The sequence below is a fragment of the Streptomyces sp. NPDC091376 genome (genome assembly GCF_044757085.1).
In the GTDB taxonomy this organism is placed as follows: Bacteria; Actinomycetota; Actinomycetes; order Streptomycetales; family Streptomycetaceae; genus Streptomyces; species Streptomyces pratisoli.
The window spans coordinates 269763-294982 of the sequence record NZ_JBIVUF010000001.1; the positions used below are offsets into that span (position 1 = coordinate 269763).

At 71.1% G+C, this 25220-nt stretch carries 19 protein-coding genes; 11 read left to right on the forward strand and 8 right to left on the reverse strand.

Annotated features, from left to right (window positions below):
• The first annotated feature begins 50 nt into the window (after positions 1-50).
• Positions 51-635 carry a TMEM165/GDT1 family protein gene (locus ACIQMR_RS01220; protein WP_401381454.1) on the forward strand — a complete coding sequence of 195 codons (585 nt, stop codon included), beginning with the start codon at positions 51-53 and terminating at the stop codon, positions 633-635.
• A 238-nt stretch (positions 636-873) separates the two neighbouring features.
• Entirely contained in the window at positions 874-1563 is a 690-nt protein-coding gene (locus ACIQMR_RS01225; protein WP_401381457.1) for an HAD-IA family hydrolase, read from the forward strand.
• A gap of 112 nt (positions 1564-1675) precedes the next feature.
• On the opposite strand, the gene ACIQMR_RS01230 is transcribed toward ACIQMR_RS01225, so the two are convergent.
• The gene (locus ACIQMR_RS01230) at positions 1676-2713 is read right to left on the reverse strand and encodes a peptidoglycan-binding domain-containing protein (RefSeq protein ID WP_401381460.1); all 1038 of its coding nucleotides are present in this window, start codon (positions 2711-2713) and stop codon (positions 1676-1678) included.
• Between the two features lie 237 nt (positions 2714-2950).
• Here ACIQMR_RS01230 and ACIQMR_RS01235 point away from each other — a divergent pair, with 237 nt between their 5' ends.
• Complete coding sequence (locus tag ACIQMR_RS01235) at positions 2951-5032, forward strand: DHA2 family efflux MFS transporter permease subunit (RefSeq protein WP_401382612.1); 2082 nt, start codon at positions 2951-2953, stop codon at positions 5030-5032.
• A 99-nt stretch (positions 5033-5131) separates the two neighbouring features.
• Here the strand turns inward: ACIQMR_RS01235 and ACIQMR_RS01240 are convergent, their stop codons facing one another.
• Positions 5132-5611: a GNAT family N-acetyltransferase gene (locus ACIQMR_RS01240; RefSeq protein ID WP_401381462.1), complete on the reverse strand. Its 480-nt coding sequence runs from the start codon at positions 5609-5611 to the stop codon at positions 5132-5134.
• Between the two features lie 296 nt (positions 5612-5907).
• Here ACIQMR_RS01240 and gdhA point away from each other — a divergent pair, with 296 nt between their 5' ends.
• The gene (gene gdhA, locus ACIQMR_RS01245; protein ID WP_401381465.1) at positions 5908-7278 is read left to right on the forward strand and encodes an NADP-specific glutamate dehydrogenase; all 1371 of its coding nucleotides are present in this window, start codon (positions 5908-5910) and stop codon (positions 7276-7278) included.
• Positions 7279-7532: 254 nt separating this feature from the next.
• On the opposite strand, the gene ACIQMR_RS01250 is transcribed toward gdhA, so the two are convergent.
• Positions 7533-7988 carry a hypothetical protein gene (locus ACIQMR_RS01250; RefSeq protein WP_401381467.1) on the reverse strand — a complete coding sequence of 152 codons (456 nt, stop codon included), beginning with the start codon at positions 7986-7988 and terminating at the stop codon, positions 7533-7535.
• 106 nt (positions 7989-8094) lie between these two features.
• A complete protein-coding gene (locus ACIQMR_RS01255) occupies positions 8095-8427 on the reverse strand; it encodes an antibiotic biosynthesis monooxygenase family protein (RefSeq protein ID WP_401382615.1) in 333 nt (110 codons plus the stop codon).
• Positions 8428-8652: 225 nt separating this feature from the next.
• On the opposite strand from ACIQMR_RS01255, the gene ACIQMR_RS01260 reads away from it, so the two are divergent.
• Complete coding sequence (locus ACIQMR_RS01260; protein ID WP_401381469.1) at positions 8653-9639, forward strand: NAD-dependent epimerase/dehydratase family protein; 987 nt, start codon at positions 8653-8655, stop codon at positions 9637-9639.
• 111 nt (positions 9640-9750) lie between these two features.
• Here ACIQMR_RS01260 and ACIQMR_RS01265 read toward each other — a convergent pair whose 3' ends face one another.
• Together ACIQMR_RS01265 and ACIQMR_RS01270 are read right to left on the reverse strand one after the other, a co-directional pair.
• The gene (locus tag ACIQMR_RS01265; protein WP_401381471.1) at positions 9751-10419 is read right to left on the reverse strand and encodes an O-methyltransferase; all 669 of its coding nucleotides are present in this window, start codon (positions 10417-10419) and stop codon (positions 9751-9753) included.
• Positions 10420-10728: 309 nt separating this feature from the next.
• Complete coding sequence (locus ACIQMR_RS01270) at positions 10729-11883, reverse strand: serine hydrolase domain-containing protein (RefSeq protein WP_401381473.1); 1155 nt, start codon at positions 11881-11883, stop codon at positions 10729-10731.
• A 179-nt stretch (positions 11884-12062) separates the two neighbouring features.
• Here ACIQMR_RS01270 and ACIQMR_RS01275 point away from each other — a divergent pair, with 179 nt between their 5' ends.
• The 3 genes from ACIQMR_RS01275 (at position 12063) to ACIQMR_RS01285 (ending at position 15765) form a co-directional block, all read left to right on the forward strand.
• Positions 12063-12782 carry an SDR family oxidoreductase gene (locus ACIQMR_RS01275; RefSeq protein ID WP_385481445.1) on the forward strand — a complete coding sequence of 240 codons (720 nt, stop codon included), beginning with the start codon at positions 12063-12065 and terminating at the stop codon, positions 12780-12782.
• Between the two features lie 170 nt (positions 12783-12952).
• Positions 12953-14398: a basic amino acid/polyamine antiporter gene (locus ACIQMR_RS01280; RefSeq protein ID WP_401381476.1), complete on the forward strand. Its 1446-nt coding sequence runs from the start codon at positions 12953-12955 to the stop codon at positions 14396-14398.
• Between the two features lie 11 nt (positions 14399-14409).
• Positions 14410-15765, forward strand: a complete 1356-nt coding sequence (locus ACIQMR_RS01285; RefSeq protein WP_401381478.1) for an arginine deiminase — start codon at positions 14410-14412, stop codon at positions 15763-15765.
• A gap of 237 nt (positions 15766-16002) precedes the next feature.
• On the opposite strand, the gene ACIQMR_RS01290 is transcribed toward ACIQMR_RS01285, so the two are convergent.
• Both ACIQMR_RS01290 and ACIQMR_RS01295 read right to left on the reverse strand, forming a co-directional pair.
• Positions 16003-17538, reverse strand: a complete 1536-nt coding sequence (locus ACIQMR_RS01290; protein ID WP_401381480.1) for a trypsin-like serine protease — start codon at positions 17536-17538, stop codon at positions 16003-16005.
• A 93-nt stretch (positions 17539-17631) separates the two neighbouring features.
• On the reverse strand, positions 17632-18126 hold the full coding sequence (locus tag ACIQMR_RS01295) for a hypothetical protein (RefSeq protein WP_401381482.1): 495 nt from the start codon (positions 18124-18126) through the stop codon (positions 17632-17634).
• Positions 18127-18615: 489 nt separating this feature from the next.
• On the opposite strand from ACIQMR_RS01295, the gene ACIQMR_RS01300 reads away from it, so the two are divergent.
• From ACIQMR_RS01300 to ACIQMR_RS01310, 3 genes are all read left to right on the forward strand, one after another.
• On the forward strand, positions 18616-22236 hold the full coding sequence (locus ACIQMR_RS01300; RefSeq protein ID WP_401381484.1) for a hypothetical protein: 3621 nt from the start codon (positions 18616-18618) through the stop codon (positions 22234-22236).
• A gap of 112 nt (positions 22237-22348) precedes the next feature.
• Positions 22349-22894, forward strand: coding sequence for a hypothetical protein (locus ACIQMR_RS01305; RefSeq protein ID WP_401381487.1), 546 nt, complete (start codon positions 22349-22351; stop codon positions 22892-22894).
• 124 nt (positions 22895-23018) lie between these two features.
• On the forward strand, positions 23019-25220 hold the full coding sequence (locus ACIQMR_RS01310) for a trypsin-like serine protease (RefSeq protein WP_401381490.1): 2202 nt from the start codon (positions 23019-23021) through the stop codon (positions 25218-25220).

Consider the following 25220-nt stretch of genomic DNA (forward strand, 5'->3'; position numbering starts at 1 on the left):
AGCAGGTCTCTCGGTACGGCAGGGCCCGACCGATTGAGGAACCCCGTCCCGTGCTCAGTTTCACGATCATGGCGATCACCTTCGGCGTCGTCTTCCTGGCCGAACTCCCCGACAAGACGGCCCTCGCCGGGCTGATGCTCGGCACCCGCTACCGCGCCTCGTACGTCTTCGCGGGCGTCGCCGCGGCCTTCGCCGTGCATGTCGCGCTCGCGATCGCCGCGGGCAGTGTGCTGACGCTGCTGCCGCAGCGGCTGGTGCAGGCGGTGGTGGGCGTGCTGTTCCTCGCGGGCGCGGCGATGCTTCTCCTGAAGAAGCAGGACGAGGGCGACGACGGCATCAAGGCGCCGGCCGACCAGTCCTTCTGGAAGGTCTCCGGCGCGGGCTTCATGCTGATCCTCGTCGCGGAGTTCGGTGATCTGACCCAGATCATGACCGCGAACCTGGCCGCCCGTTACGACGACCCGCTGTCGGTGGGCCTGGGCGCGGTGCTGGCGCTGTGGGCCGTGGCGGGGCTCGGGATCGTGGGCGGCAGGACGCTGCTGAAGTACGTCCCGCTGCGGTTGATCACGAAGGTGGCGGCCGGGCTGATGCTGGTACTGGCGGGGCTGAGCCTGTACGAGGCGATCGCGGGGTGACCTGGGGGCCCGAACCCCGGGGCCCTGACCCCGTGACCCCGTGACCCCGTGACCCCCTGACCCCCTGACCTCCTGAGTCCTGAGCCCTCGGCGGTCCCGGAGGCGGGTCCGGAGGTGGGCCTCGGTCGGCCCGGACTTGATGAGAAGCCCTCTGCTTTGTATCGTTGGTGAACAAAGTGGTCTCCGTCCGCACTCCCTGACCGGTGGGCGGAGGCCGCTCCCTACTTCCAGGACGGCGATGTTGTCCAGCTCAGAGACGCCCCGCGTGGCGACCGCAGAGACCATCGGCTCCTTCAAGGCGCTGCTCCTCGACATGGACGGCACGCTCGTCAACTCCGACGCCGTCGTGGAGCGCGTCTGGCGCGGCTGGGCCATCGGCCACGGGCTCGACCCGGACGCGACGCTCAAGGTCGTCCACGGGCGCCAGGGCTACGCCACGATGGCCGTCCTGCTGCCGGACCGGCCGATGGCGCAGAACCACGCCGAGAACCGGCTGCTGCTCGCGCAGGAGACCGCCGACCTGGACGGTGTCGTGCCGATCCCGGGCGCGCCCGCGTTCATGGACGCCATCGCGGGCCTGCCGCACGCCCTCGTCACCTCCGCGGACGAGGGCCTCGCCCGCGCCCGTATGAACGCCGCCGGGCTGCGGATCCCGGAGGTCCGGGTCACCGCCGAAAGCGTCGGCGCCAGCAAGCCGGACCCGGAGGGCTTCCTCAAGGGCGCGGCGGAGCTGGGCTTCGACCCGGCCGACTGCGTCGTCTTCGAGGACTCCGAGGCGGGCATCACGGCCGCTCGCGCGGCCGGTATGCGCGTCGTCGGCGTCGGCCCGCGCGCGGCCGCGTTCGCCCCGGACGCCCACGTCCAGGACCTCACCCGTCTCCGCGTCACGGCGGACGCGACCGGCACCGCCGTCTTCGCTGCTGCCTGACGGCTTCTGCCTGACCGTCTCTGCCTGACGGCTTCTGCCCGAGTCCTCGGCCTGACCGCCGGGCCGGCCGGCTCGCGGCAGCCGCATCGGCCTGGACGTGGCACGGCGCGGCTTACGCAAGCTCTGTGGGAGCGGGGCGCGCGCCCCGGCCGCCGCCGCTGCCGCGGTTGTCGCCGTCCCCGTCGTCGTCCCAGCCGCCCCCGTGGTTCGGGTACCGCGTCTCGGCCTCCAGGGCGCGCCGGGTCTCCGGGCCGTAGACGCCCTCGGGGTCGCCGTTGATACCCCGGTAGGCCTGGTACGTCGCCACCGCATCCTCGACGCGGCCGTCGTAGTGGCCGTGGGACGGGCCGTTGTACAGCCAGACCTGTTCGAGGCGCTCCTGGAGCTCGACGACCTCGTCACCGCTGTCGCCGGGCCGCAGCGTCCCGGGCGCGGACGGAGTGGACGGGTCCGAAGACACCTCGCCCGTCGCGCCGATCGTGGACGGAGAGGCAGGAGCGTCGGCGAGCTTCGTCGTGGCCGACGGGCGGGCTTCGGACGATGCCGAGGCCGAAGGGGACGCGGAAGGTGACGCCCCGCGCGACGCCGAGGCCGAGGCCTCGGGCGAGACGGCCGACGACGACACCCGGGGTGCGTCGGGCGCGGCGGTCAGGAAGGGTGCCATCGTCTCGCTGTCGGGCAGCGCCCGGTCCTGCCCGTCACCGTCGCCCGCGAGCAGCCCGCTCGCATAGGCCGCGGTCCCGAGGACGGCGACGACGGCCGCGGCGGCGAGGAACACGCGGCGCCCGCGCCGACGCCCGGGCTCCTGCGCCGCGGGGCCGGAGCCCGTGTCCCGCTGCGGAGCGTCGTGCCCGGCCTCGTACGCGTAGGCGTACTGGCGCGGGATCTCCTGTGTGTCCTCCGTCGCGCCGCCTTGGGCGCCCTGCGCCGCGGCCACCTCCGTGAGCTCGGGCGGCGGTCCGGCGGCGGGACCCGCGCCCGGCGGGGCAGCGGGCCCGACATGGGGCACGTACGGCCGGACGCGCAGCGGATCGAAGCCCTCCGCCGCCGCGGTCTCCGCGCAGACGCAGCCCTGGCCGCCCCGGCCGGCACCGTCCTGTCCTCGTGGTGCTTCTGGTGCTCCCGGTGCTCCCGGACCGTCCGGGCCCATTGCTCCCGGACCGTCAGGGCCTCCCGGGCCGGATCTGCCCTCCCCATCACGCTGTCTGCCGCATTCAGGACAAGCGCGTCCCGTCATCGTGGGTTCCCTCCCCTTGAGCTGCCAGCGATTATGCAGCCCCTGTCCAGCGCCCGGCCGCCGCGTCCCCCTTCGGCAGGCCATAACAGGGCGGAACACCCAGGATGGGAGAAGCAGACGAGCGTGCTGCGGACCGGAGGTACGTACTCCATGGCGCAGGAACTGAGCAGCTCGGCCGTGAGTCCCGGCCCGGTACCCCGGCCGGGCGAAGGCGGGAACCGCCGGAGCGTCCTCGTCGCGATCAGTGCGCTGCTGCTCGGCCTGCTGCTCGCCGCGCTCGACCAGACCATCGTCTCCACCGCGCTGCCGACCATCGCCAGCGAACTCGGTGGCCTGGAACACCTGTCCTGGATCGTCACCGCGTACATACTCGCCTCCACCGCCGCCACACCGCTCTGGGGCAAGCTCGGTGACCAGTACGGCCGCAAGAAGCTGTTCCAGGCCGCGATCGTCATCTTCCTCGTCGGCTCCGCGCTGTGCGGCATCGCCCAGAACATGCCGCAGCTCATCGCCTTCCGCGCGCTCCAGGGGCTCGGCGGCGGCGGCCTCATCGTGCTGTCGATGGCGATCGTCGGAGACATCGTCGCCCCGCGCGAACGCGGCAGGTACCAGGGCCTGTTCGGCGGCGTCTTCGGCGCGAGCAGTGTTCTCGGGCCGCTGCTCGGCGGGCTCTTCACCCAGCACCTCAGCTGGCGGTGGGTGTTCTACATCAACCTGCCCATCGGCATCGTCGCGCTCTTCGTGATCGCCGCCGTGCTGCGCATCCCGGCCCGCAGGACCCATCACACCATCGACTACCTGGGGACGTTCCTGATCGCCTCCGTGGCGACCTGCCTGGTCCTCGTGGCTTCACTGGGCGGCACCACGTGGCCCTGGGGCTCGGCGCAGATCATCGTCCCCGCCGTGCTCGGGATCGTTCTCCTCGTCGCGTTCGTGTACGCCGAGAAGCGCGCCGCGGAGCCCGTACTGCCGCTGAAGCTGTTCCGGAACCATACGTTCACGCTGGTCTCCGTCATCAGCTTCATCGTCGGCTTCGCGATGTTCGGCGCGCTGATCTACCTGCCGTCGTTCCTGCAGATCGTCCAGGGCGTGACCCCGACGGCGTCCGGTGTGCACATGCTGCCGATGGTGCTGGGCCTGCTGATCACCTCGACCCTGTCCGGCCAGATCGTCAGCCGCACGGGACGGTGGAAGGTCTTCCCGATCGCCGGTACCGCCGTGACGGCCCTGGGACTGCTCCTGCTGCACCAGCTGGAGCCCGCCACCTCGGTCTGGGAGACGAGCGTCTATCTGTTCGTCTTCGGATCCGGACTCGGCATGGTGATACAGGTGCTGGTACTGGCGGTGCAGAACTCCGTCCGTTACGAGGACCTCGGCGTCGCCACGTCCGGCGCGACCTTCTTCCGCTCCATCGGCGCCTCGTTCGGCGTCGCCGCGTTCGGCTCGGTCTTCACCGGACGGCTGCGGGAGCTGCTCCCCGAAGTGCTCGCCGGGCACCAGCTGCCGCCCGGAATCGGCCCCGACCAGCTGGCCTCCGACTCGCGCACCATCCTGGAGCTGCCGCCGGGGCTGCGGCCGGCGGTCCTGCAGGCGTACTCGACCTCCATCACCGACGTCTTCGTCTACGCCGCGCCGATCGTTCTCGTGGCCTTCGTCGTCGCCTGGTTCCTCAGGGAGGACAAGCTGCGCGGCTCGGTCACCGCGCCCGAGGTCAGCGAGACGCTCGCCTCCAACCCGGTGCATCGCTCGTCGTACGAGGAATGCGCCCGCGCGCTGTCCGTGCTGGGCTCGCGTGAGGGCCGCAAGGCGATCTACGTCAAGATCACCGACAAGTCCGGGCTCGATGTGAGCCCGGCGGCGAGCTGGCTGCTGCTGCGTATCAAGCGGCACGGAATGGTCGAACCGTCCCGGCTCGCCGACACCACTCCCGTGCCGATCAAGGCGATCACCGAGGCGTCCCGGCAGGTGGAGGAGCGCGGGCTGGCCCGGCGGGAGGGACTGTCGCTGATCCTCACCGAGAAGGGCGCCGACGCCGTGGCGAAGCTGTCGGCGGCGAGGGAGGAGTCGCTGGCGGAACTGCTCGGCGACTGGTGGGGTCCGGACCGGCCCACCGACCTGATCCAGCTGGTGAAGGAACTCACCTCCGAACTGTGCGGTTCGGACGGCGAGCGCCCCGATGTCGGCGTCCCGCACCGCGACCACCAGGCGTGGCACCATCCCTCGCCGCACTGAGCACGGCGAGGGCGTGGGCGAGGCGCGGGCAACGGCAACGGCTCTGGGCCCGGCCACGAAGCCCGGCCACGAAGCGCGGCAGTCAACAGCTCTCCGCCGTCACAGCTCCTTGCCGTACCAGATGTCCATGTACGGCCCCTCGCAGTACGCCGGGATCTCCCGGTAGCCGTACCGCGTGTACAGCCCCCGTGCCTCGACGAGGTCCAGGCGGGTGTTGAGGACCATGCGCCGCGCCCCGAGACGCCTCGCCTCCTCCTCCAGCGCGGCCAGCAGCGCTCCGCCGCCTCCCGTGCCACGGAAGGCAGGACGTACGAACACCCGGGTCAGCTCGGCCCTTTCCGCGTCCAGCAGCAGCACCCCACCGCACGCGGCGGCGGCCCCGCCGTACCGCCCGACGACGAACTCCCCGCCCGGCACGGCGAGCCGTTCCACCTCGTCGTCCCTGAGCCCTTCGTCGATCTCGGCCTCGGTGACCGGCCGCCGCCAGTAACTCCCCGCGACGTCCGCGTAGTAGTCGCGCCGCAGGGCTGTGGCGTCGGGGGCGTCGAAGCGCTCGGGGAGTACGGACCAGGTCGTCATGCCGGTCTCTCTACCTGATCCGGCCGCCGCTCGGCGAACGAATTCGGTGCGCTCCGGTTCGCGGTACCCGCTCCGTGTCTGGCAACTGCCCTTCCTGGGCAGGCGTCGCATGATCGACGATCGACGGCCGGATCTACGTATAGGTACGTGGACGGAGCCCACGACGGCTGTCGCGTCGTGTCTTCGCCCTGGTCGGCGCCGTTCACAGCCCGAGCCGCACCGGCACTCGGCGGCCTCCCGCCGAGTACCGGCCGACGTACCGCCGAAGTACCGCCGAAGGAAAAGGAACGCATCTGATGCCACCCACCGCCTCCAGCCTCGCCAGTGTCGCCACCTGGATCGAAGCCCTGGAGCAGGCCGTCCAGCAGCGCAACCCCGGTGAGCCCGAGTTCCACCAGGCCGTCCACGAGGTGCTGGAGACGCTCGCCCCGGTGATCGGCCTCCGTCCCGAACTCCGCGAGGCGAAGCTGGTCGAGCGCATGGCCGAGCCGGAGCGGCAGATCATCTTCCGGGTGCCCTGGCAGGACGACCGCGGTGAGATCCACGTCAACCGTGGCTTCCGGGTGGAGTTCAACAGCGCCCTCGGCCCCTACAAGGGCGGGCTGCGCTTCCACCCCTCCGTCAACCTGGGGATCGTGAAGTTCCTCGCGTTCGAGCAGATCTTCAAGAACGCGCTGACCGGCCTCGGCATCGGCGGCGGCAAGGGCGGCAGCGACTTCGACCCCCGTGGCCGATCCGACGCCGAAGTGATGCGCTTCTGCCAGTCGTTCATGACCGAACTGCACCGCCACCTCGGCGAGCACACCGACGTCCCGGCGGGCGACATCGGCGTCGGCGCGCGGGAGATCGGCTACCTCTTCGGCCAGTACCGGCGCATGACCAACCGCTGGGAGGCCGGCGTACTGACGGGCAAGGGCACCGCGTGGGGCGGCTCGCACGTACGCACCGAGGCCACCGGGTACGGCAATGTGCTCTTCACCGCCGAGATGCTGAAGATGCGCGGTGAGCACCTCGCCGGCCAGCAGGTCACCGTCTCGGGCTCGGGCAACGTCGCCATCTACACCGTCGAGAAGGCGCAGGAACTTGGCGCCCACGTACGTACCGTCTCCGACTCGGCCGGTTACGTCGTCGACGACAAGGGCATCGATCTGCCGCTGCTCAAGCAGATCAAGGAGGTCGAGCGCGGCCGGGTGAGCGACTACGCGGCCCGCCGGGGCAGCTCCGCGCGCTACGTCCTGGGCGGCAGCGTCTGGGAGGTGCCCACCGATGTGGCCCTGCCGTCCGCGACCCAGAACGAGCTGACCGCCCAGGACGCGGCCACCCTCGTACGCAACGGGGTCAAGGCCGTCTCGGAGGGGGCGAACATGCCCACCACCCCGGACGCGGTACGGATCCTGCGGGACGCGGGCGTCGCCTTCGGCCCCGCGAAGGCCGCGAACGCGGGCGGGGTGGCCACCAGCGCCCTCGAAATGCGCCAGAACGCGGGCCGGGACAGCTGGCCCTTCGCCCGGGTCGAGGAGGAACTCGCCCAGGTGATGGGCCGTATCCACGACACGGTGTACGAGACGGCCGGACGTTACGACCGGCCGGGGGACTACGCGGCGGGCGCGAACATCGCCGGCTTCGAACGGGTCGCGGACGCGATGCTGGCCCAGGGGCTCATCTGACCCGTGCACCGCTGTCCGGGGCGCCCCGGCCCTCTGCGCCGGCCCGTGTGCTGTTGTCCGGGGCGCCGCGACCCGTGCGCCTCCGACACCATGTCCGCCCACTGCCCCTGGGACAGGTTCCCGTCCCCGCACCCGCCCCCGCCATCGTTCCGGCAGCCGATGGTCCGCGTGCGGAGGGCTGACGCGTCGCGGGCAGGCGGACGGCGGCGGAGCCCGCTGGAACATCGTTCCGGCGGGCTCCGAGTCAGCTCCGGTCAGGCGACGTCGCCGCGCAGACTCCAGATGACCTCGATGGACTCGGACGGTTCCTCGGGCCCGACGACCGCCGCGCCGCCGAGAAGGGCGGACACCTTCTGGCACTGCACGTAGCCCGCACCGCTCCTGGAGCGAAGACCGAGGACGAGCCGCGTCGACCTCCACCGGGCAGGCACGCCGGACATCTCGAGGATGCGCCCGCTCTCCGCTTCGTCGAACATGTGGAGTTCGAGCGCCCCGTAGCGGGTGACCAGTTGCATGGCCTCGACGCCCTCGAAGAGGAGGTCCAGGCGCTTTGGGTGCGAGGGTTCCGGATCCGCCCGGAGCAGCAGTTGTGAGTGCCCGACGCCATAGCGCCATACCTTGAACGTCCGTTCGGAGCTGAACAGAACGGAGAGGTCGGCATCGTCGCACCGTGAACGGATCGCCAACTCGTCGCGCCTCCTGAAGATCACGAAGTGAGGATGTGTGTATGCGGCCGGCGGAACCGCTCGCCGCCGCCGGCGGCGCCGGGCCGACCGCGAGGCCGCCCAGGCGGGCCCGCGGCCGGGACGGCCGGTGTCAGCCGTTCTTCGGCGCTGCCTGCTGGACCACCTCGAAGGACCACAACGTCGAGCCCGTCGCAGCGGGCTTCGGGCGGTCGCCCTCGCCGCCGCCCTCGCCGCGGTGGGCCGCCTGCATGGGGCCGGACATCCAGTTCTGGAAGTCCTCCTCGCTCCGCCAGCGGGTGTAGACGAGATAGGTGTCCGTACCCTCCACCGGACGCAGCAGTTCGAACCACTCGAAGCCGTCCGAGGACTCCACCGCGCCCGCGCGCGCGGCGAAGCGCTTCTCCAAGGCTTCGCGCTGCTCGGCGGGCACCGTCAGCACATTGATTTTCACGACGCTGGGCACATGACCCCACTTACTCAAGAGGTCCCCCGGCTGGAGACCTGACACGGACAGTGTGCGTGCCATGATCCCGTGTCCCACAGCCGCAGCGCCGGTGGCCCGGCTCCCGGCAGGCCCCGGTACCCCGGCGGGAGCATGGTTCACGCGGGCGGCGGGCGGCGGGCGGCATCGGTCCGCCGTGAGCGAACCCGCCTGGGCGGTCGGCGTTCGCGGTGCTTGAGTTGCGGGATGGAGATCCTGGTTCTGGGCGGTACGGCGTGGGTGGGTCGCGAGCTGTCACGGCAGGCCGTGGAGCGCGGCCATCGGGTGACGTGCCTCGCGCGCGGTGAGAGCGGCGAAGTCGCCGACGGAGCAACGCTGGTGCCGGCCGACCGGCGCGATCCTTCTGCGTACGAGCCACTGCTCGACCGTGAATGGGATGCGGTCGTCGAGGTGTCGTGGCAGCCGGGCTTCGTGCGCGGGGCCCTCGACGCGCTGGCAGGCAGGGCCGGGCACTGGACGTATGTGTCCTCCGTCAGCGCCTACGCCTCCCACGGCGCGCAGCACACGGACGAGTCCACGGACCTCCTTCCCCCGACCGACCGGAGCGAGGCCGACCGTGAGCTGTACGGCGAGGCGAAGGTCGCCTGCGAGCAGGCGTCGACGGCGGCCGTGGGCGACCGCCTCCTCATCGCCCGCGCCGGTCTCATCGGCGGTCCGGGGGACCACAGTGGACGCTCCGGCTACTGGGTGGCCCGTGCCGCACGCGATCCGCAGGGGCCGATGTTGGTTCCCGACGTACCGGCCATGCCGACACAGGCCGTTGACGTACGGGACCTCGCCGGCTGGCTGCTCGACGCGGCGGAGGCGGGGACCACCGGCACCTACGACGCGGTGGGTCCGGTCGTACCGTTCGGGGAGTGGATCGAGCTGTCCCGCGAGATCGGCGGGCACAACGGTCAGGTGGTCACCGCCGATTCGGCCTGGCTCCTCGCGAACGGCGTAGCCGAGTACATGGGGCCCGAGTCGCTGCCGATGTGGCTGGTCGAGCCGGGGTGGGAGGGCTGGTCGGCCCGGAGCGGGGCCGCGGCGCGCGCCGTGGGGCTCCGGCACCGGCCACGGGCGGAACTGCTGGCCGACACACTGCGCTGGGAACGCGAGCAGGGTCTGGTCCGCGTTCGACGTTCCGGGCTGAGCGCCGAGCGCGAGCGCGAGTTGCTCGACGCGCTCGGCTGACGGCGGCGCGCGCTCGCTGCCGAGCCGAGCCGAGCCCGGGCCGCTCACGTCCGGCCGCGTCCTGGCCGGTCGTCGCCGGCCAGGACGCGTGCAGGGGGCGCTTCGGGTGGTTCAGCCGGTGACGCGGGCCAGCAGGAGGCCGTCGTAGCCGCGGGAGCCCACCGTCTGTACGGCGGTCGCCGTGAGGCGCGGGTGCTGCGATACGACCTCGAACATCCGGCGGGTGCCGACGACGGCCGCGTCCTCGCTCGTCGCGTCGGCAACCGTGCCGCCGCGGACGACGTTGTCGACGATGATGAGGCTGCCCGGACGGGACAGCTTCACCGCCCACTCCACGTAGTTGGGGTTGTTGGCCTTGTCCGCGTCGATGAAGAAGAGGTCGAAGGGGTCCGCGCCCTCCGCCTCCAGCTGGGCGAGGCTGTCGAGAGCCGCGCCGACGCGTACCTCGGCGGTCTTGTCGAGGCCGGCCCGGGCGAGATTGGCCCGGGCGACGTCCGCGTGCGCCGGGTTGTACTCCAGCGAGACGAGCTGTCCGTCGGCGGGCAGTGCCCGGCCGAGCCAGATGGTGCTGTAGCCCCCGAGCGTGCCGATCTCGAGGATCCTCCGGGCGCCCTGGGTGAGCGCCAGCAGATGCAGCAGCTTCCCCTGATTGGGCGCCACGGCGATCTGCGGCAGTCCTGCCGCGTCGCTCGCGTGCACAGCTTCCGTCAGTGCGTCGTCCTCGGGGACGAGCAGATCGGTCAAGTAGGCGTCCACGGCGTTCCATTGCTCTTCAGACATACGGGAAACGTATCCCAGATCCGTGGTCCCGGACCGGGCATATCCCGGCCGAACGCGGCCTATCCCGGCCGGTTACGGACCGGTCCGCACTCGTCCGGGCCGACGTACGGCAGCGCGTCCGAATGCGCACCGAATGCGCGCCGGAGGAGCACCGGATGAGCCGGGGCGGGACGGTCACGGGGCGCGTCCGCAGCAGGGCGCGGACGTGCCCGGGAAGACGCCGAAGGCGCCTCCCCGGGTGGATCGTCGCGTCCAGCCAGCATCCCCCCGCGTGGCCCGTCGCGCCATTCGACCAGCTCCCGGGCCCGGTCAGCCCCCGGCCACGTACCGCCAGAAGTCCCTCATCAGCGCGGGCGGCGTCGGCCCGCTCATCGAGACCTGGCTGCACATGACGCTGACGGTCCCGGTGGACGGGACGACATGCGCCGTGGTGCCCGTGCCGCCGACCCAGCCGTAGCGGCCGGGCACGTTCCAGGGGTGGGTGGCCTCGACGTCGACCGCCCCGCCGAAACCCCAGCTCTGGCCCTCCAGGAACAGATCGCTCCCCTCGCGCTGGGCCTTGGTCAGCCGGTCGCCGGTCATCCGCCGTACGGACTCGGGGGACAGCAGCCGGCGTCCCCCGACGCTGCCTTCGGCGAGCAGCATCCGGCCGAAAGCGCACCAGTCGTCGACCGTCGAGACCAGACCGCCGGCGCCGGACGGGAACGCGGGCACACGGCTCCACTGCCCCTGCTCGTCGGGTGCGTCGACGAGTTCGAGTCCGCCGGGCTCATCGGGCCGGTACTGGCTGGTGAACCGGTCCAGCTTGCTCTTCGGTACGGCGAATCCGGTGTCCGTCATACCCAGCGGCTCGAACAGTCGCTCGGCGAGGAACTCGGGCAGCGGGCGGCCCGTGACCCGGGAGACGAGTACGCCCTGGATGTCGGAGCACGTGTTGTACAGCCATGCCTCGCCGGGCTGGTGCAGCAGCGGGATCCGGGCCAGCGCCGCCATCCAGGCGTCCGGCGCCGGAACGCTCTGCGGCTGCGGCGGCCCCTGCTTCAGCTCGCCGAACAACGGCGCGAGCGCCGGCAGCGAGAAGTCGGACGCGAACCCGTATCCGGCGCAGGAACTGAGCAGGTCGAACACGGTGATCGGCCTGGCCGCCGGGACGACGTCGTCTACGGGACTCGACGGCGTACGGACGACCACGGGGGCCGCCAGTTCCGGCAGCCACGGCGCGACCGCGTCGTCCAGCGCGAGCCGGCCCTCGTCGACCAGGATCATGACCGCCGCGGCGACCACGGGCTTGGTGATCGAGGCGATCCGGAAGATCGAATCCCTGGACATCGGGGCGCTGCCGCCGACGTCGACGGACCCGACGGCCGCCACCTCCACCCGGTCACCGTGGACGACCAGACCCACGGCGCCGGGCACCGATCCGTCGCCGACATGTCTCATGAGGGTCTCGCGCAGGCTGCTCATCGGTCCCCTTCCGCAGTGTGCGTTCGAAGGTAGGACTACCGCCGCGGCCCGGACTCATCGCTGCTCCACCGAACGACACGCTCGGCGTGTGCGCCCGTCGGCGCCGAAGCGGGGTGTGACACTACGCCGTGCCACTCCCACCTCGCCCCGTTCCACCCCCTGTCCGCTCGGAGGGCCTCATGGCCGCAGCACCCCTGGTCGTGGTCACCGGAGCAAGCCATGGCATCGGCAGGGCGGTGGCTGCGGCCTTCGCCGCGCAGGGGCACCCTCTGCTCCTGGTGGCGCGGCACCCCACGCCGCTCGAAGGGCTGCCCTCCGAGCAGATCGCCACGGCCGCGGTCGACGTCTGTGACCACGAGGCCCTCGAAACCGCGATCCGCGCGGCGGAGGCCCTGCACGGACCGACCGAATGCCTCGTCAACTGCGCGGGGTTCCTCCGGATGGGCGCTCTGGAGACCCGGGATCCGGCGGACATGTCGTACGAGGTCGACGTGCTGCTCAAGGGAGTGCTCAACGGCATCCACGCGGTGCTGGGCGACATGAAGAGGCGCAACAGCGGCACGATCATCAACATCAGCTCCGTCGGCGACCGGGTGCCGGGCCCCGACGGCGAGGTCTACCACGCCTGCAAGGCCGCACTGCGATCGCTGGCGGGCTCCCTGCAGAAGGGCGAGGCGAAGAGCGGCATCCGCGTCATCAACGTCGCTCCGGGCTTCGTCAGGACCAACATCCACGCGGAGATGGGCATCAGCTTCGAGGAGTACAACGAGCGTCTGGGTCATCCCGACTTCATCAGCGCCGAGGAACTCGCCGAGATCGTCCTGTTCTGCTGGAAGCAGCCGCAGCGCATCTGCGTCCGCGACATCGTGGTCATGCCGACGGGTTCGGACTTCGGCTGACGGCGTCGGCGCGCCCGGCCGTCCAGCCCTGACCCGCCTGTCCTGTCCGGCGTCTCTGGTATCTCCGGCACCTCTCCCATACAGGTATATTGCCGACGTTTGCGGGCATTGCTCCGCTACCCTCTGGCTGGTCACCGTCGTCCCCGCCCAGAGGCAGGAGCAGTCACGACATGAGCCAGGCGGACGCCACGACTGAGTCGCCGCCCGCGGCCAAACTGACCCTGATGACGCTGACGGCGATGGTCGTCGGCTCGATGGTGGGCGCGGGCGTGTTCTCGCTGCCGCGGCGCTTCGCCCAGGAGACCGGCGTCGCGGGCGCTCTCATCGCCTGGGCGATCGCCGGCACCGGCATGCTGATGCTCGCGTTCGTCTTCCAGAGCCTCGCCGTACGCAGACCCGACCTCGACGCCGGTGTGTACGCCTACGCCAAGGCCGGTTTCGGCGAATACCTGGGCTTCTTCTCGGCGTTCGGCTACTGGGCGAGCGCGTGTGTCGGCAACGTGACGTACTGGGTCCTGATCATGTCGACGCTCGGGGCCGTCTTTCCCGCGCTCGGCGACGGCGACACCCTTCTCGCCGCAGCCCTCTCCACGCTCGGGCTCTGGGCGTTCTTCCTGCTCATCCGACGGGGCGTCAAGGAAGCCGCGGCGATCAACAGGATCGTCACCGTCGCCAAGGTCGTCCCCATCCTCGTCTTCGTCGTCCTCGCGCTGTTCTTCCTCGACCCGCAGGTCTTCGCGGACAACTGGGCCGGTGCGGACTACGCGGGCTCCCTCTTCAACCAGGTACGCGGCACCATGCTCGCGACCGTGTTCGTGTTCCTGGGCGTCGAGGGCGCCAGCGTCTACTCACGCCACGCCCAGCGGCGCGAGGACGTCGGCCGGGCCACGGTGCTCGGCTTCCTCAGCGTCTTCGCCGTCTTCGCGTCGGTCACGATCGTGTCGTACGGCATCCTGCCGATGGCCGAGATCGCCGAGCTGCGTCAGCCGTCGATGGCCGGTGTGCTGGACGCCGCCGTGGGCACATGGGGCGAGATCTTCGTCAGTGTCGGCCTGATCGTCTCCGTACTCGGCGCCTATCTCGCATGGACGCTGATGGCCGCCGAGGTGCTCTTCGTGGCGGCGAAGGACAATGACATGCCGCGGTTCCTGCGGCGCGCCAGTGCCGCCGACGTTCCCGTGCCTGCGCTGGTGATGACGACGCTGATGAGCCAACTCGTCCTCATCGTGACGCTGTTCTCCGAGGACGCCTTCAACTTCGCGCTCGACCTCACGAGTGCCCTCACCCTGATCCCGTTCCTGCTGGCCGCCGCGTTCGCGTTCAAGATCGGCGTGAGACCTGACCGGCGCACCGAGGGCGGCGCGGGCTCGGCCCGCGAGATCACGGTGGCGACGGTTGCGACCCTCTACACCGCGTTCCTGCTGTACGCGGCCGGGCTCAAGTTCGTGCTGGTGTCTTTCATCGTCTACGCGCCCGCGACGCTGCTGTTCGTGAAGGTCCGGCGCGAGCAGGGCCGACGGCTGTTCTCGCCCGCGGAACTCGTCATCTGCGCCGTCTCGGTCGCCGGCGCGGTCCTCGGTGTGATCGCCCTCGCGGCCGGTTGGATCAGTCTCTGAAAGGCCCTCGCATGAGCAACGCCACGAACGCCGACAACGCCACGAGCACCACGAGCACCACCAGCGCCGCGACGAAGCCCGCAGCCCTCGCTCTCGGTGTGCACTCCGAAGTCGGCAGACTCCGTAAGGTCCTCGTCTGCTCACCCGGCCTCGCGCACCGCCGCCTCACCCCCACCAACGCCGACGAACTGCTCTTCGACGACGTGATGTGGGTGAACAACGCCCAGCGCGATCACGCCGACTTCGTCAACAAGCTCCGCCTGCGCGAGGTCGAGGTGGTCGAACTCCATGACCTGCTCGCTCGGACGATGGCCGTGCCGGAAGCCAGGGACTGGCTCCTCGACCGTAAGATCACCGCGAACGAGGTCGGCCTCGGACTCGTCGAGAGCACCCGCGCCTTCCTGGAGACACTGGAACCCCGCAAGCTCGCCGAGTACCTGATCGGCGGCCTCGCGACGGCCGACCTGCCCGAGGAGTACCGGCCCGGCTACGTCGCCCTCGCCATGGAGTCCACCGGCATCCGCGAGTACCTCATGCCCCCGCTGCCCAACACCCTCTACACCCGTGACACCACGTGCTGGCTGTACGGCGGCGTCACCCTCAACCCGCTCTACTGGCCGGCCCGGCACGACGAGACCCTGCTGATGAAGGCCGTCTACCGGTTCCACCCCGACTTCACCGGCGCCACCGTCTGGTGGGGCGATCCCGAACGGGACTGGGGGCAGGCGACGTTCGAGGGCGGCGACATCATGCCCGTGGGCAACAAGGTCGTCCTCATGGGCATGAGCGAACGCACCTCGCGCCAGGCCATCACCCAGGTCGCCGCGTCCCTCTTCGGGAGCGGCGCCGCCGAGCACGTCGTCGTCGCCGGCCTGCCCAAGCTGCGGTCCGCCATGCACCTCGACACCGTCTTCACCTTCGCCGACCGTGACATCGTCACGCTCTACCCGAAGATCATGGACGGCGTCCACACCTTCTCGCTGCGTCCGGGCGGCACGAGCCGCAGCACCAAGACCCGTGGCGACGATGCCCGCGGCGTCGAGGCCCCTGGAGTCGAGATCACCGACGAGGGCTCCCGCACCTTCGTCGATGTCGTCGCCAAGGCACTCGGGCTCAGGGAGCTTCGGGTCATCGAGACCGGCGGCGACGTCTACGCGTCCGAGCGGCAGCAGTGGGACAGCGGAAACAACGCCGTGGCCCTGGAACCGGGCGTGGTCTTCACGTACGACCGCAACACCCAGACCAACACCCTGCTGCGCAAGGCCGGCGTCGAGGTCATCACCATCGTCGGCGCGGAACTCGGCCGGGGGCGGGGTGGCGGACACTGCATGACCTGCCCTCTCGTCCGCGACCCCGTCACCTTCTGAGGCTGTTGGGCGAGCAACTCACGCCTGCCCGGCGCACGTTGACGTCGGCTCCTCGGATCCGCGTGAAACGAGTGGGACCCCGGCGGCCGTGTGCCGCCGGGGTCCTCGATGGTGCCGGTGCTGCCAGTAGTTGTAGGTGTTGAGGAACGCTGTCGGCGGGGCCGAGGTGTTTCCCGGGCCCGATGCCGTGCTCCTGGCCGTCGCGACCGGTTGGAGCCGCGAGCGGGAGGCCGCAGGTCAGCTGATGGAGCGGATGGTGTCCCAGGAGCCGTTGCCGACCTTGGTGCTCGGGCCGTCGATCGGGCCGTGGATCGAGGTACCGCCCTTGTAGAACCACAGGGTGCCGTCACCCGCGGTGGTCCACATGTCGGCGGTGCCGTCGAGGTTGGCGTCGGAGGCGCCGGCGATCAGGGGCCGGTTGGTGACGGTGTATGCGCGCCCGTACTCGGTCCGCGAGCCGAACGTTCCGTTGGCCTGTCCGAGGTAGTGGTACAGGATTCCGTCACGGGTGTCCCGGGCGAGGAGATCGACCCGGCCGTCCTTGTCGGCGTCGCCGGGCGCCGTGAGGGTCATGACGTTCCAGCCGCTGTTGCCGATGAGGACAGGTGCGGCGACGGACGGCGCGGGGCCGCCGACACCGTCGTACCGGTACAGCTTGTCGTTGTACGAGATCACGAGGTCGGGCTGCCCGTCGCGGGTGACGTCGCCGACGCCGACGAGCTTGGAGGTGGTGGGCAGACCGCTGCCGATCCTGATCGGAGCGGCGAGGGAGCCGTCGCCGCGGTTGGGGTAGACGCGCAGCTCGCCGCCGACGATGGCGACGACGTCCTCCATGGCGTCCCCGGTCCAGTCACCGCGGTGCGTCACGGAGGCACCCGACCAACCACCGGACCCGATGTAGATCGGCGAGCCGAGGGCGCCGGTGCCCGTACCGGGGTAGAGGCGCAGCTTGCCGAGGTCGTCGACCGCCACGAGGTCGGGCTTGTTGTCGCCGGTCATGTCGCCCGGGGCGGCGAACGCCGTGCTCGTGATCCACGTACGCACGTCGTCCACACGGGTCGCGACGGCTCCCGTGCGGGTCTCCGTCGACGGCGTACCGAGGCAGCCGCCCTGCCACGACCTGCTGGTGACGGCGACCAGCTCCTGGGTGGCGCCCGCTTGTCGCAGGACGGGGCCGCCCGCGTCTCCCTGGCAGATGGCCGCGTCGCCCGTGGCGGTCAGGGCGACGTCCGCCGAGCTGTCGCCCGCCGCGGTGAACGGCGCGGTGTGCAGCTTGTCGGGGACCCAGGTCGTCTTCGTACGGCCGAACCCGGCCGCCTGGACGCTTTCGCCGGCCGTGACCGGTGTGGCGGCCAGGGCGACCGGCTTCACGCCGGCGACACCGGTGGCCAGCTTCACCATGACCAGGTCCCGGTCGGGGTGCGGGACGAGTGTGACCGCGTTCCGGGTGGCCCCGACCGTGGTCTGGGTCAGGTCGGTGCGGCCGACGGTGACGGTCGTCTTCTCGGCGGGCTTGCCGGGGGCGAGCTGGGTGCGGCCGCCGGTGAAGCAGGAGGCGGCGGTGACGACCCAGCGGGGGTCCACCAGTGCACCGGAGCAGGCACGGGCGGTGTCCTCGCTGTCACCGATCTCGATCTTCGCGGTGAACGCGTGGGCGTTGGCCGCGACGGGGGTGCCGTTGACGGCGTGGGCGGGCGCGGTGAGGACACCGGTCACGACGGTGGCCGCGAGCAGTGCGCTCGTCAGGGCCACGCGCCGGCGATTTCTGGACACGTTGGTTGCTCAGTTCCTTCGGTTCTACGCGGTTGACGTGGGCGGCCGGCGACGTCACGGAGCAGGCACGCGAGGTCGCCCGTGCGGGGCCGGTCAGCCGGTGACGCGGAGTTCGAGGAGAACGGTGGGGGCATCGCCGACGCCCTCGCCGACGCCCTTCAGGTTGTTCTTGGGCACGTCGACGGTCTGGCTCTTGCCCTCGGCGGTGAGTTCGGCACGGACCGGGTGCGACTTGGTCTGGATCGCGAAGACATCGGTCAGTTCGAGGGTCAGGTGGCCGGTGGCGGAGGTGACCTTGAAGCAGAATTCGCCCGCACCGACGCGTGTGAGGACCTTGAGCTGGTCGGCGGCGTCGCTGCACGTGGCAAGGGTGATGTGACCATCGCCACGCTTGAGGGCGATGCCCTGCTCGGCGAGGATCTTGTCGGCGCCCGGGTAGTTGAAGTCCTCGACGGCGAACGGGGGGACGTCGGCGGCCACGGCCTCGGCATTGGCGTCGGTGTGGGTCGCGGCGAGGGTGGAGGCGCCGACGATCACGGCGGCGGTGAGAGCGGAGAACAGCAGCTTGCGGGCGTGGGATATCACCACAGGGTTCCTTCCAGAAGGCATGCAGAACGAATCCGCAGGGGCAGTCTCAGCAAACTCGACAGGGCGCACACCGACTGAGTTTTGACGCGTCATCGAAACTGCGCACAGGGAAATCAGCCCGGAAAGCCGTAAAGGCGGTCCTTCGTGTGCAGGCGTGGAGGGTGAGTTTGTTGGTGCGCTCGTTGCGCGCTTGAGCCCATCCCCTTGGGCTCCGTCCCCCACTGCATCCAGACGCGCTCAACTCGCGTCGTCCGCCACCCGTCCGCCCCCCGGCGGTGAACACACGATAGCAAGCATCCCAACCGTGTGCATCCGATGGGTGTACGACACCTGCGTATACTCGGCGAGCCGAAATTCGGTAACTGGTGGGACAGTTGGCGCCAGATAGGGAAATGGTTGCTTGGTATTTTGAGCCAAAGACATGGAGCCCACGCCGGACTGTCCGGCAGGAAAGGGCTCGCAAACACAGTGAAGCGATCGATACGGTCAATGCAGGCGCTCTGCCTGGCACTCCTGATCTCGCTGATGGCCGGACTCATCGGTGCCGTACCGGCACAAGCCCTCGAAGGCCCGGCCTCCGACGAGGATCTGAGCAACGATCACATACCGGCCACGGACCGCGGCAAGGTCCTGGAGGCGTGGAAGGCCGGTGGCCCCGCGGTCAAGGCGGCCGCAGAGGTCGCCCTGTTGGGGTCGGACTCGGACGTACGCACGTTCCTCGACGGCGAGAAGGCGGTGGCCGAGCTCAGCGATGACCGGGTAGCAACCGTGCAGATCTTCTCGGCCGGCGGTCGTGGCGTGCGCGAGGCGGCGGAGCGGGCCCTGGCCGGTACGCCCGCACAGCTGGACACCTTCCTCAAGACCGGCTGGCAGGCGCCGTTCGAGCAGGACCAGCGGGTCCGTGCCACCCAGATCATCAGCGCCGGTGGCCCCGAGGTGAAGGAGGTCGGCCAGGCAGCGCTCAACGGCACCGCCGACGACATCCAGAACTTCATCGCCGAGAGCCAGTACGCAGCCCGGCAGAACGACGAGCGCGTCCAGGTCGTGCAGATCCTGAGCACGGGTGGTCCCGCGACCAGGGAAGCCGCGCAAGCCGCACTCGACGGTGCGCACGAGGACGTGACGGAGTTCCTGGAGGTGGGCCAGCACGTCGCGCGCGCCCGCGACCAGGAACAGGCCACCATCGAGGACCTCGTCGCCCTCGTCGAAGAGGCCGGCCGTCAGGCCCGGGTCGAGACCGAGGCCGCCAAGGAGGCGTCGGCCCGCGCGGTCGCCGCGACGAAGCTGGCCAAGGAGGCCGCGCAGAAGGCGGCCGCCGAGACCGAGGCCGCCAAGGACGACGCGACCAAGGCGTCCAACGCCGCCGGCCGCGCGGCCGACGCCGCCGAGGGTGCGGCCAAGGCCGCGCAGCAGGCGATCACCGCATCCCGTGCGGCCAACACCTCGGCCCGGGTTGCCGCGAACGCCGCGGCCCAGGCGGCGTCCGCCGCCGCGGCAGCCGCCCAGGCCGCGTCCCGCGCCCGTAACGCGGCCGCGGCCGCCGCGACCGACGCGACCAAGGCCAATGCAGCGCGCCAGGCCGCCGAGGGTGCCCGTACCGCTGCCAAGGGTGCCGAGAAGGCGGCTGTGGCCGCCGAATTCGCCGGTGACGCGGCCGACGAGGCCGGCAAGGCGGCCCTGGCCGCCGCCAGCGCGGGCAGCAACGCCGACCTCGCCGCGGCCGCGGCGCAGCAGGCGAGCGGTCACGCAGGCGTCTCCAGTGCCCAGGCCCAGCGGGCAAGGGACGCGGCCGCGGCGGCTCGCCGGCACGCGGCCGAAGCCACCCGGGCCGCGAACAAGGCCGTGGAACTGGCCGGCAAGTCTGCCAAGGCGGCGCGCGAAGCCCGCGACGCCGCCAAGTCGGCCGCCGCGCACGCCAGGAACGCCGCTGCTGCCGCGGACGCGGCCGCCGAACACGCCGGTGACGCCGCCGTGGCCGCGGCCGAGTCGACCAAGCACGCCGCGGAGGCCAAGAAGGCGGCCGACGCGGCGACAGCCGCGGTCGCCAAGGCGAGGACCACCTACGACCTGGCCCGTGAGGTCGAAGCGGAGGAACTGGCCGACCGCAGGTACAGCGAGGTCGAGGAAGCCAAGGCCCTGAAGGTCGCCGACGACGAGCGCAAGGCATCGGAGCAGAAAGCCGCCCAGGAGGCCAGGGCGGCCGACGAGGAGGCGCTCCGTCTCGCGGCCGAGGTGACCAACCCGGGCAACGACCTGGAGGAAACGGCCACGAAGTCGCGCAAGGTCGCGCTGCACGTCGCGAAGACGCGGGGCCCTTGGAGCGTCACCACGGCCGAGGCCGCCCTCGCGGGCTCCGACGAACTGGTCGTCGAGTACATCCGGGCCGGCTGGAAGGAAGCAGGCGAACGGGACGAGTACGCCCGCACCGTCAACCTGGCCTGGGACTCCGAGTACGAACCCGTCCGCACGGCCGCGAAGACCGCTCTCAAGGGCGACACGGCGCAGATCGGCGCCTTCATCGCGACCGGACAGCACGAGGCGGCCAAGAACGACTACCGGATCAGGACGACCCAGCTCATCGACGGCGCCGGATCCGGGGTGAAGAAGGCCGGGCAGGACGCGCTCAACTCCGGCTCGACGGACAAGCTGCGGGAGTTCATCCACACCGGCTACTACACGGCGCGTACGACCGATGAGCGCGTCCGCGCCGTCCAGCTGAGGAGCATCGGCGGCCCCGAACTCAAGGCCGCCGCCGATGTCGCGCTCGCCGGACCGCCCCAGGTGCTGCACCGGTTCATCGAGGTCGAGCAGTTCCGCGCCAAGCGCAAGGACCAGCTCACCGCCAGCCATGTCTCCCGGGTCCAGCGTCTGATCGCCGGGGCGGCCCGCGTTGCCGCGACGGCACAGAAGGACGCCGCGCTGGCCGCCAAGGTGGCTGCCGATGCCCGCAAGGCGGCGGAGGACGCGGCCAGGTACGCCCGGGAGGCCGAGGAGTCCGCGAGGCAGGCGGGCGAGTACGCCAAGCAGGCCGACGCCCATGCCGATGCCGCCGAGAAGTCCGCCGCCGAGGCGGCGGCCTCGGCCCGGACGGCTCGCGCCGCCGAGGCCAGTGCGAAGGACGCCGTACTGCGCGCCGACCTGTCGGCGTCCCGTGCGGAGGCCTCCGCCGTCTCGGCGCAGCACTCCGCGAGTGAGGCCTGGGCGGCGGCAGACGCCGCGTACGCTTCGTCCGTCGCCGCCGGCAAGGACGCCACCGCTGCCAGCAAGGCGGCCGACGAGGCCGGGGACATCGCCTTCCGGAAGCTGCAGGAGGAGATCAGGGCGCACTTCGCGAACCTGGCCGCCGAGATGGAGGAGCGCTCCCTCAAGGCGGAGGACGAGGAGTTCGAGGAGTACCTGCGCAAGCTCGACGAGGTCGACTGGGGGAAGGTTCTCTCCGAGGGCGGCCACTTCACCCTCGACGCGCTCGGCCTGATCCCGGGCTTCGGCGAGATCGCGGACGGCGCCAACTGCGCCTGGTACTTCGGCGAGGACAAGAAGATCGACGCGGGCCTGTCCTGCGCCGGCATGGTCCCGTTCGCCGGATGGGGCGCCGCGGGCGTCAAGTTCGGCAAGTGGGGCACCAAGGCGGACGGCTTCTTCAAGAAGCTCTTCGGCAAGAACGCGCAGTTCCCCTCGTGCGCCAGGACGCTCGCCAGGTCCATGGCCAGGTCCATGGCGCAGGGGATCTCCTGCCCCGTGGGCTTCGCGAACATGGGCAACGACATCTTCGTGTCGCCCGCGGGCCTGGTCTACATGCGCGAAAGCGCCGCCAAGCACCGTATCGACCACATCATGGACCACACGAAGGCCGTCGACGGCAAGCCCCTGCACGGTGTGTTCAAGGTGAAGAACCAGGACGAGCTCCTGAAGATGATCGACGACGCCTGGAAGAAGGGCGGCGAGGTCGTCCCGACCAACAACAAGAACAAGGTCACCCGCATCGACTACGACGAAGCGATCGGTGAGGGGGGCGAGAAGTTCCTCTGCGTCGTCACCAGGGTCGTCAAGAAGAAGGACAGGGTGATCACCGCCTACCCGTCCTCCTCGCGCGACTGCCCCAGGTTCTGAGGACGCTGCGGGGCCGACACCCCGTCCTGACCCATCGAGGGCGGTGGGCCCGGCACCCGGCCGGGCCCACCGGTTTCCAGCCACACGCCTGCACAACACGAAGGACCCGACCATGCTCCCGACCGACGAGATCCGGGCGCTCCTGAGGGAGCACGACGATCCGGACCACCTGGAACGCCCGCCGCACTTCGACCTGGTCGTCGGGGGGAAACGCTTCGCAGGGCTCGTACGCGCCCTTGAGGGGCGCTTCGGGCCTGCCTGTACGAGCGGTCTCACCCAGGACACCAGTCACTACGGCGGCATCACGGTCCCCACGGAAGTGACGGGCCTCGAACGGCCGTTGTGGGTGCTGCTGAGCAACTTCGGCGGCTTCGTCACGGCCGGGACGGGCGGCGAGGGCATGCCCGGTTCCCAGCAGGGCCTCACCGAGGACTTCCTGACCTGGCTCGACGGTGTCTGTACCGACCTGGGCTGCGTATTCGTCCCCGTAGAGCTCCTCCTGGAGCCGTACGACGGCAGGTCGGTCCTCGAGCAGATGTACGCCGAGCCGCTCCTGGCGGCGCTGGCGGCCGAGCAAGGCTGGGACGACGACGGCGACGACGAGGACGAGGAGGACCTGCCCCCGGTTTGGTTCGACCGCTACTTCCAGTACATGTGAGGCCCACCCCGCCGGCCGGTCCTTCAGCGGCCGTGCCGGCTGCGCCTGCCTCCCCGACATCACCCAGAACCAACCGCCGTCCGCCCACCACCGGGCGGCACACCCCGAACTCAGGACACCACACATGAGCTACACAAGACCCCTGCGCCTCGCCGCGCTTGCCACCGCCCTGACAGCGGTCCCCCTCGCGCTCAGCGCCGCACCCGCGTCCGCCGTCACCGGTGGCACCGTCCCCACCGGCAGCGCCTTCGCCTCCACCGCGCGGCTGGACATCGGTGACACCACCCGCGGCTGCTCCGCCGTGCTGGTCGACGCCGAGTGGCTGCTCACCGCGGCCAGTTGCTTCGCCGACGACCCGGGCGCGGGCCTCGCCGTGCCCGCCGGTGCCCCGAAGCAGAAGACGACCGCCGTCATCGGCCGCACCGACCTGACCGGCACCCAGGGCGCCGAGCGCCGCGTCGTGGAGCTGGTCCCGCGTACCGACCGCGACGTGGTCCTGGCCCGACTCAACCGTCCGGTCACCAACGTCACCCCCATCTCCCTGGCCACCACCGCCCCTTCCGCGGGCGAGGAGCTGACGTTCGCGGGCTACGGCCGCACCAAGGACGAGTGGGCACCGCTCAAGCTGCACACCGGCACGTACACGGTGGACTCGGCGGCCGCCACCACGGCCGGCGTCACCGGCAAGAACGGCGCGGCCGCGTGCAGTGGCGACGCCGGCGGTCCCGTGGTCCGCGTGACGGGTGGCACGGCCGCCCTCGCCGCCCTCACCAGCCAGTCCTGGCAGGGCGGTTGCTTCGGAGTCGACGCCACCGAGACCCGTACCGGCGGCGTCGCCGCCCGTGTCGACGACCTGGCCTCCTGGGTGAGCTCCAAGGCCGGTGCCACGCGCGTCACCGACTTCAACGGTGACGGCATCGAGGACATCGCGATCTCCGACCCCAAGGCCGTCGTCGGCGCCGACGACGGGGCCGGTGTGGTCCGGATCGTGTACGGCGGTGGCAAGGGCACCGCCGAGATCAACCAGGACCTCGACTGGGTGCCGGGCGGTGCCGAAGCGGGGGACTGGTTCGGTGAGGCCCTCGCCACCGTCGACCACAACGAGGACGGCTACACCGATCTCGTCGTCGGCACCCCCTCCGAGGACCTGGGCACGGCGCCCGACGCGGGCATGGTCGACGTCTTCTACGGCGCCGCCGGCGGCATCGGCACGGGTGCCGTGAAGGGCGTCCACTTCGAGCAGGGCACCGGCACGGGCGCCATCGCGGCCTCCGCCGGCGAGAACGGCGACCGCATGGGCCACGCCGTCGCCGCCGGGCGGACCGCCGCGGGCGAGCCGTACCTGGTCATCGGCGTCCCCGGCGAGGCTCTCGGGTCCGTCGCCAAGGCCGGCAGCGCGTTCTACGTGCGCGGCGCCACCAACGTCGCCGTCCACCAGGACAAGCCGGACGTCCCGGGCAACGCGGAGGCGAACGACCGCTTCGGCACCAGCGTCGCGGGCGATGCCCACCACATCGCCATCGGCAACCCCAACGAGGCCATCGGCACGCTGGCGAACTCCGGCGGCGTCGCGGTCTTCGGCCACGGTGGCGCGGACGGCGTTCCCACCCCGCAGTTCGGGCTCGACCAGGACCTCGACACCGTCTCCGGCGCCGCCGAGGCGGGCGACGAGTTCGGTGCCTCGCTGGCCCTGGTCGCGTACCGCCCGTCGGGTGCCGCCACCGCCACGGAATCGTTCCTCGTGGTCGGCTCGCCCGGTGAGGCCCTGGCCGTGAACGATGCCGACAAGGCCGACGCGGGCCGCGTCGTCACCTTCCGCGTCACCGCCGCCGGTGCCTTCAGCGAGGTCGACGCCCTCTGGCAGGGCACCGCTGACGACACGGTGTCAGGCACGGCCGAGGCCGGCGACCGCTTCGGCGAGAAGGTCACGGCCGTCAACACCGCGCCGCGCGCGACGAGCACCGTCTCGACGCTGCGGGTCGCGGTCGGCATCCCCGGCGAGGCCGTCGGCACGGCGGCGGGCGCGGGCGCGGTCCAGACGTTCCCGCTCCTCGGCACGGCGGGCGGCTCCGATGTCTGGATCGAGGCGGGCAACCCCTCGGGCCTGCCCGGCACCCCCGGCGCCGGCCAGCACGTCGGCAGGAGCATCACCTTCACCGGCACGAACCTGTACGTGGGCATGCCGTACGGCCCCGCCCTCGGCGCCGTCCACGTCCTGCCCTGGGCGAACGTGAGCGGCGGCACGAAGGCGGCCGTCACCACCCACAAGCCCGGCGCGGGCGGCCTCCCGCCGGCCGGCGGGCGCTTCGGCTACGTGGCGAAGTAG

Excerpts from the sequence above, each read along its gene's own strand:
- ACIQMR_RS01225 (WP_401381457.1), top strand. The coding sequence starts at position 874 with ATGTTGTCCAGCTCAGAGACGCCCCGCGTGGCGACCGCAGAGACCATC.
- ACIQMR_RS01230 (WP_401381460.1), bottom strand. The coding sequence starts at position 2,713 with ATGGGCCCGGACGGTCCGGGAGCACCGGGAGCACCAGAAGCACCACGA.
- ACIQMR_RS01235 (WP_401382612.1), top strand. The coding sequence starts at position 2,951 with ATGGCGCAGGAACTGAGCAGCTCGGCCGTGAGTCCCGGCCCGGTACCC.
- ACIQMR_RS01240 (WP_401381462.1), bottom strand. The coding sequence starts at position 5,611 with ATGACGACCTGGTCCGTACTCCCCGAGCGCTTCGACGCCCCCGACGCC.
- gdhA (WP_401381465.1), top strand. The coding sequence starts at position 5,908 with ATGCCACCCACCGCCTCCAGCCTCGCCAGTGTCGCCACCTGGATCGAA.
- ACIQMR_RS01260 (WP_401381469.1), top strand. The coding sequence starts at position 8,653 with ATGGAGATCCTGGTTCTGGGCGGTACGGCGTGGGTGGGTCGCGAGCTG.
- ACIQMR_RS01265 (WP_401381471.1), bottom strand. The coding sequence starts at position 10,419 with ATGTCTGAAGAGCAATGGAACGCCGTGGACGCCTACTTGACCGATCTG.
- ACIQMR_RS01270 (WP_401381473.1), bottom strand. The coding sequence starts at position 11,883 with ATGAGCAGCCTGCGCGAGACCCTCATGAGACATGTCGGCGACGGATCG.
- ACIQMR_RS01275 (WP_385481445.1), top strand. The coding sequence starts at position 12,063 with ATGGCCGCAGCACCCCTGGTCGTGGTCACCGGAGCAAGCCATGGCATC.
- ACIQMR_RS01280 (WP_401381476.1), top strand. The coding sequence starts at position 12,953 with ATGAGCCAGGCGGACGCCACGACTGAGTCGCCGCCCGCGGCCAAACTG.
- ACIQMR_RS01285 (WP_401381478.1), top strand. The coding sequence starts at position 14,410 with ATGAGCAACGCCACGAACGCCGACAACGCCACGAGCACCACGAGCACC.
- ACIQMR_RS01300 (WP_401381484.1), top strand. The coding sequence starts at position 18,616 with ATGCAGGCGCTCTGCCTGGCACTCCTGATCTCGCTGATGGCCGGACTC.
- ACIQMR_RS01305 (WP_401381487.1), top strand. The coding sequence starts at position 22,349 with ATGCTCCCGACCGACGAGATCCGGGCGCTCCTGAGGGAGCACGACGAT.
- ACIQMR_RS01310 (WP_401381490.1), top strand. The coding sequence starts at position 23,019 with ATGAGCTACACAAGACCCCTGCGCCTCGCCGCGCTTGCCACCGCCCTG.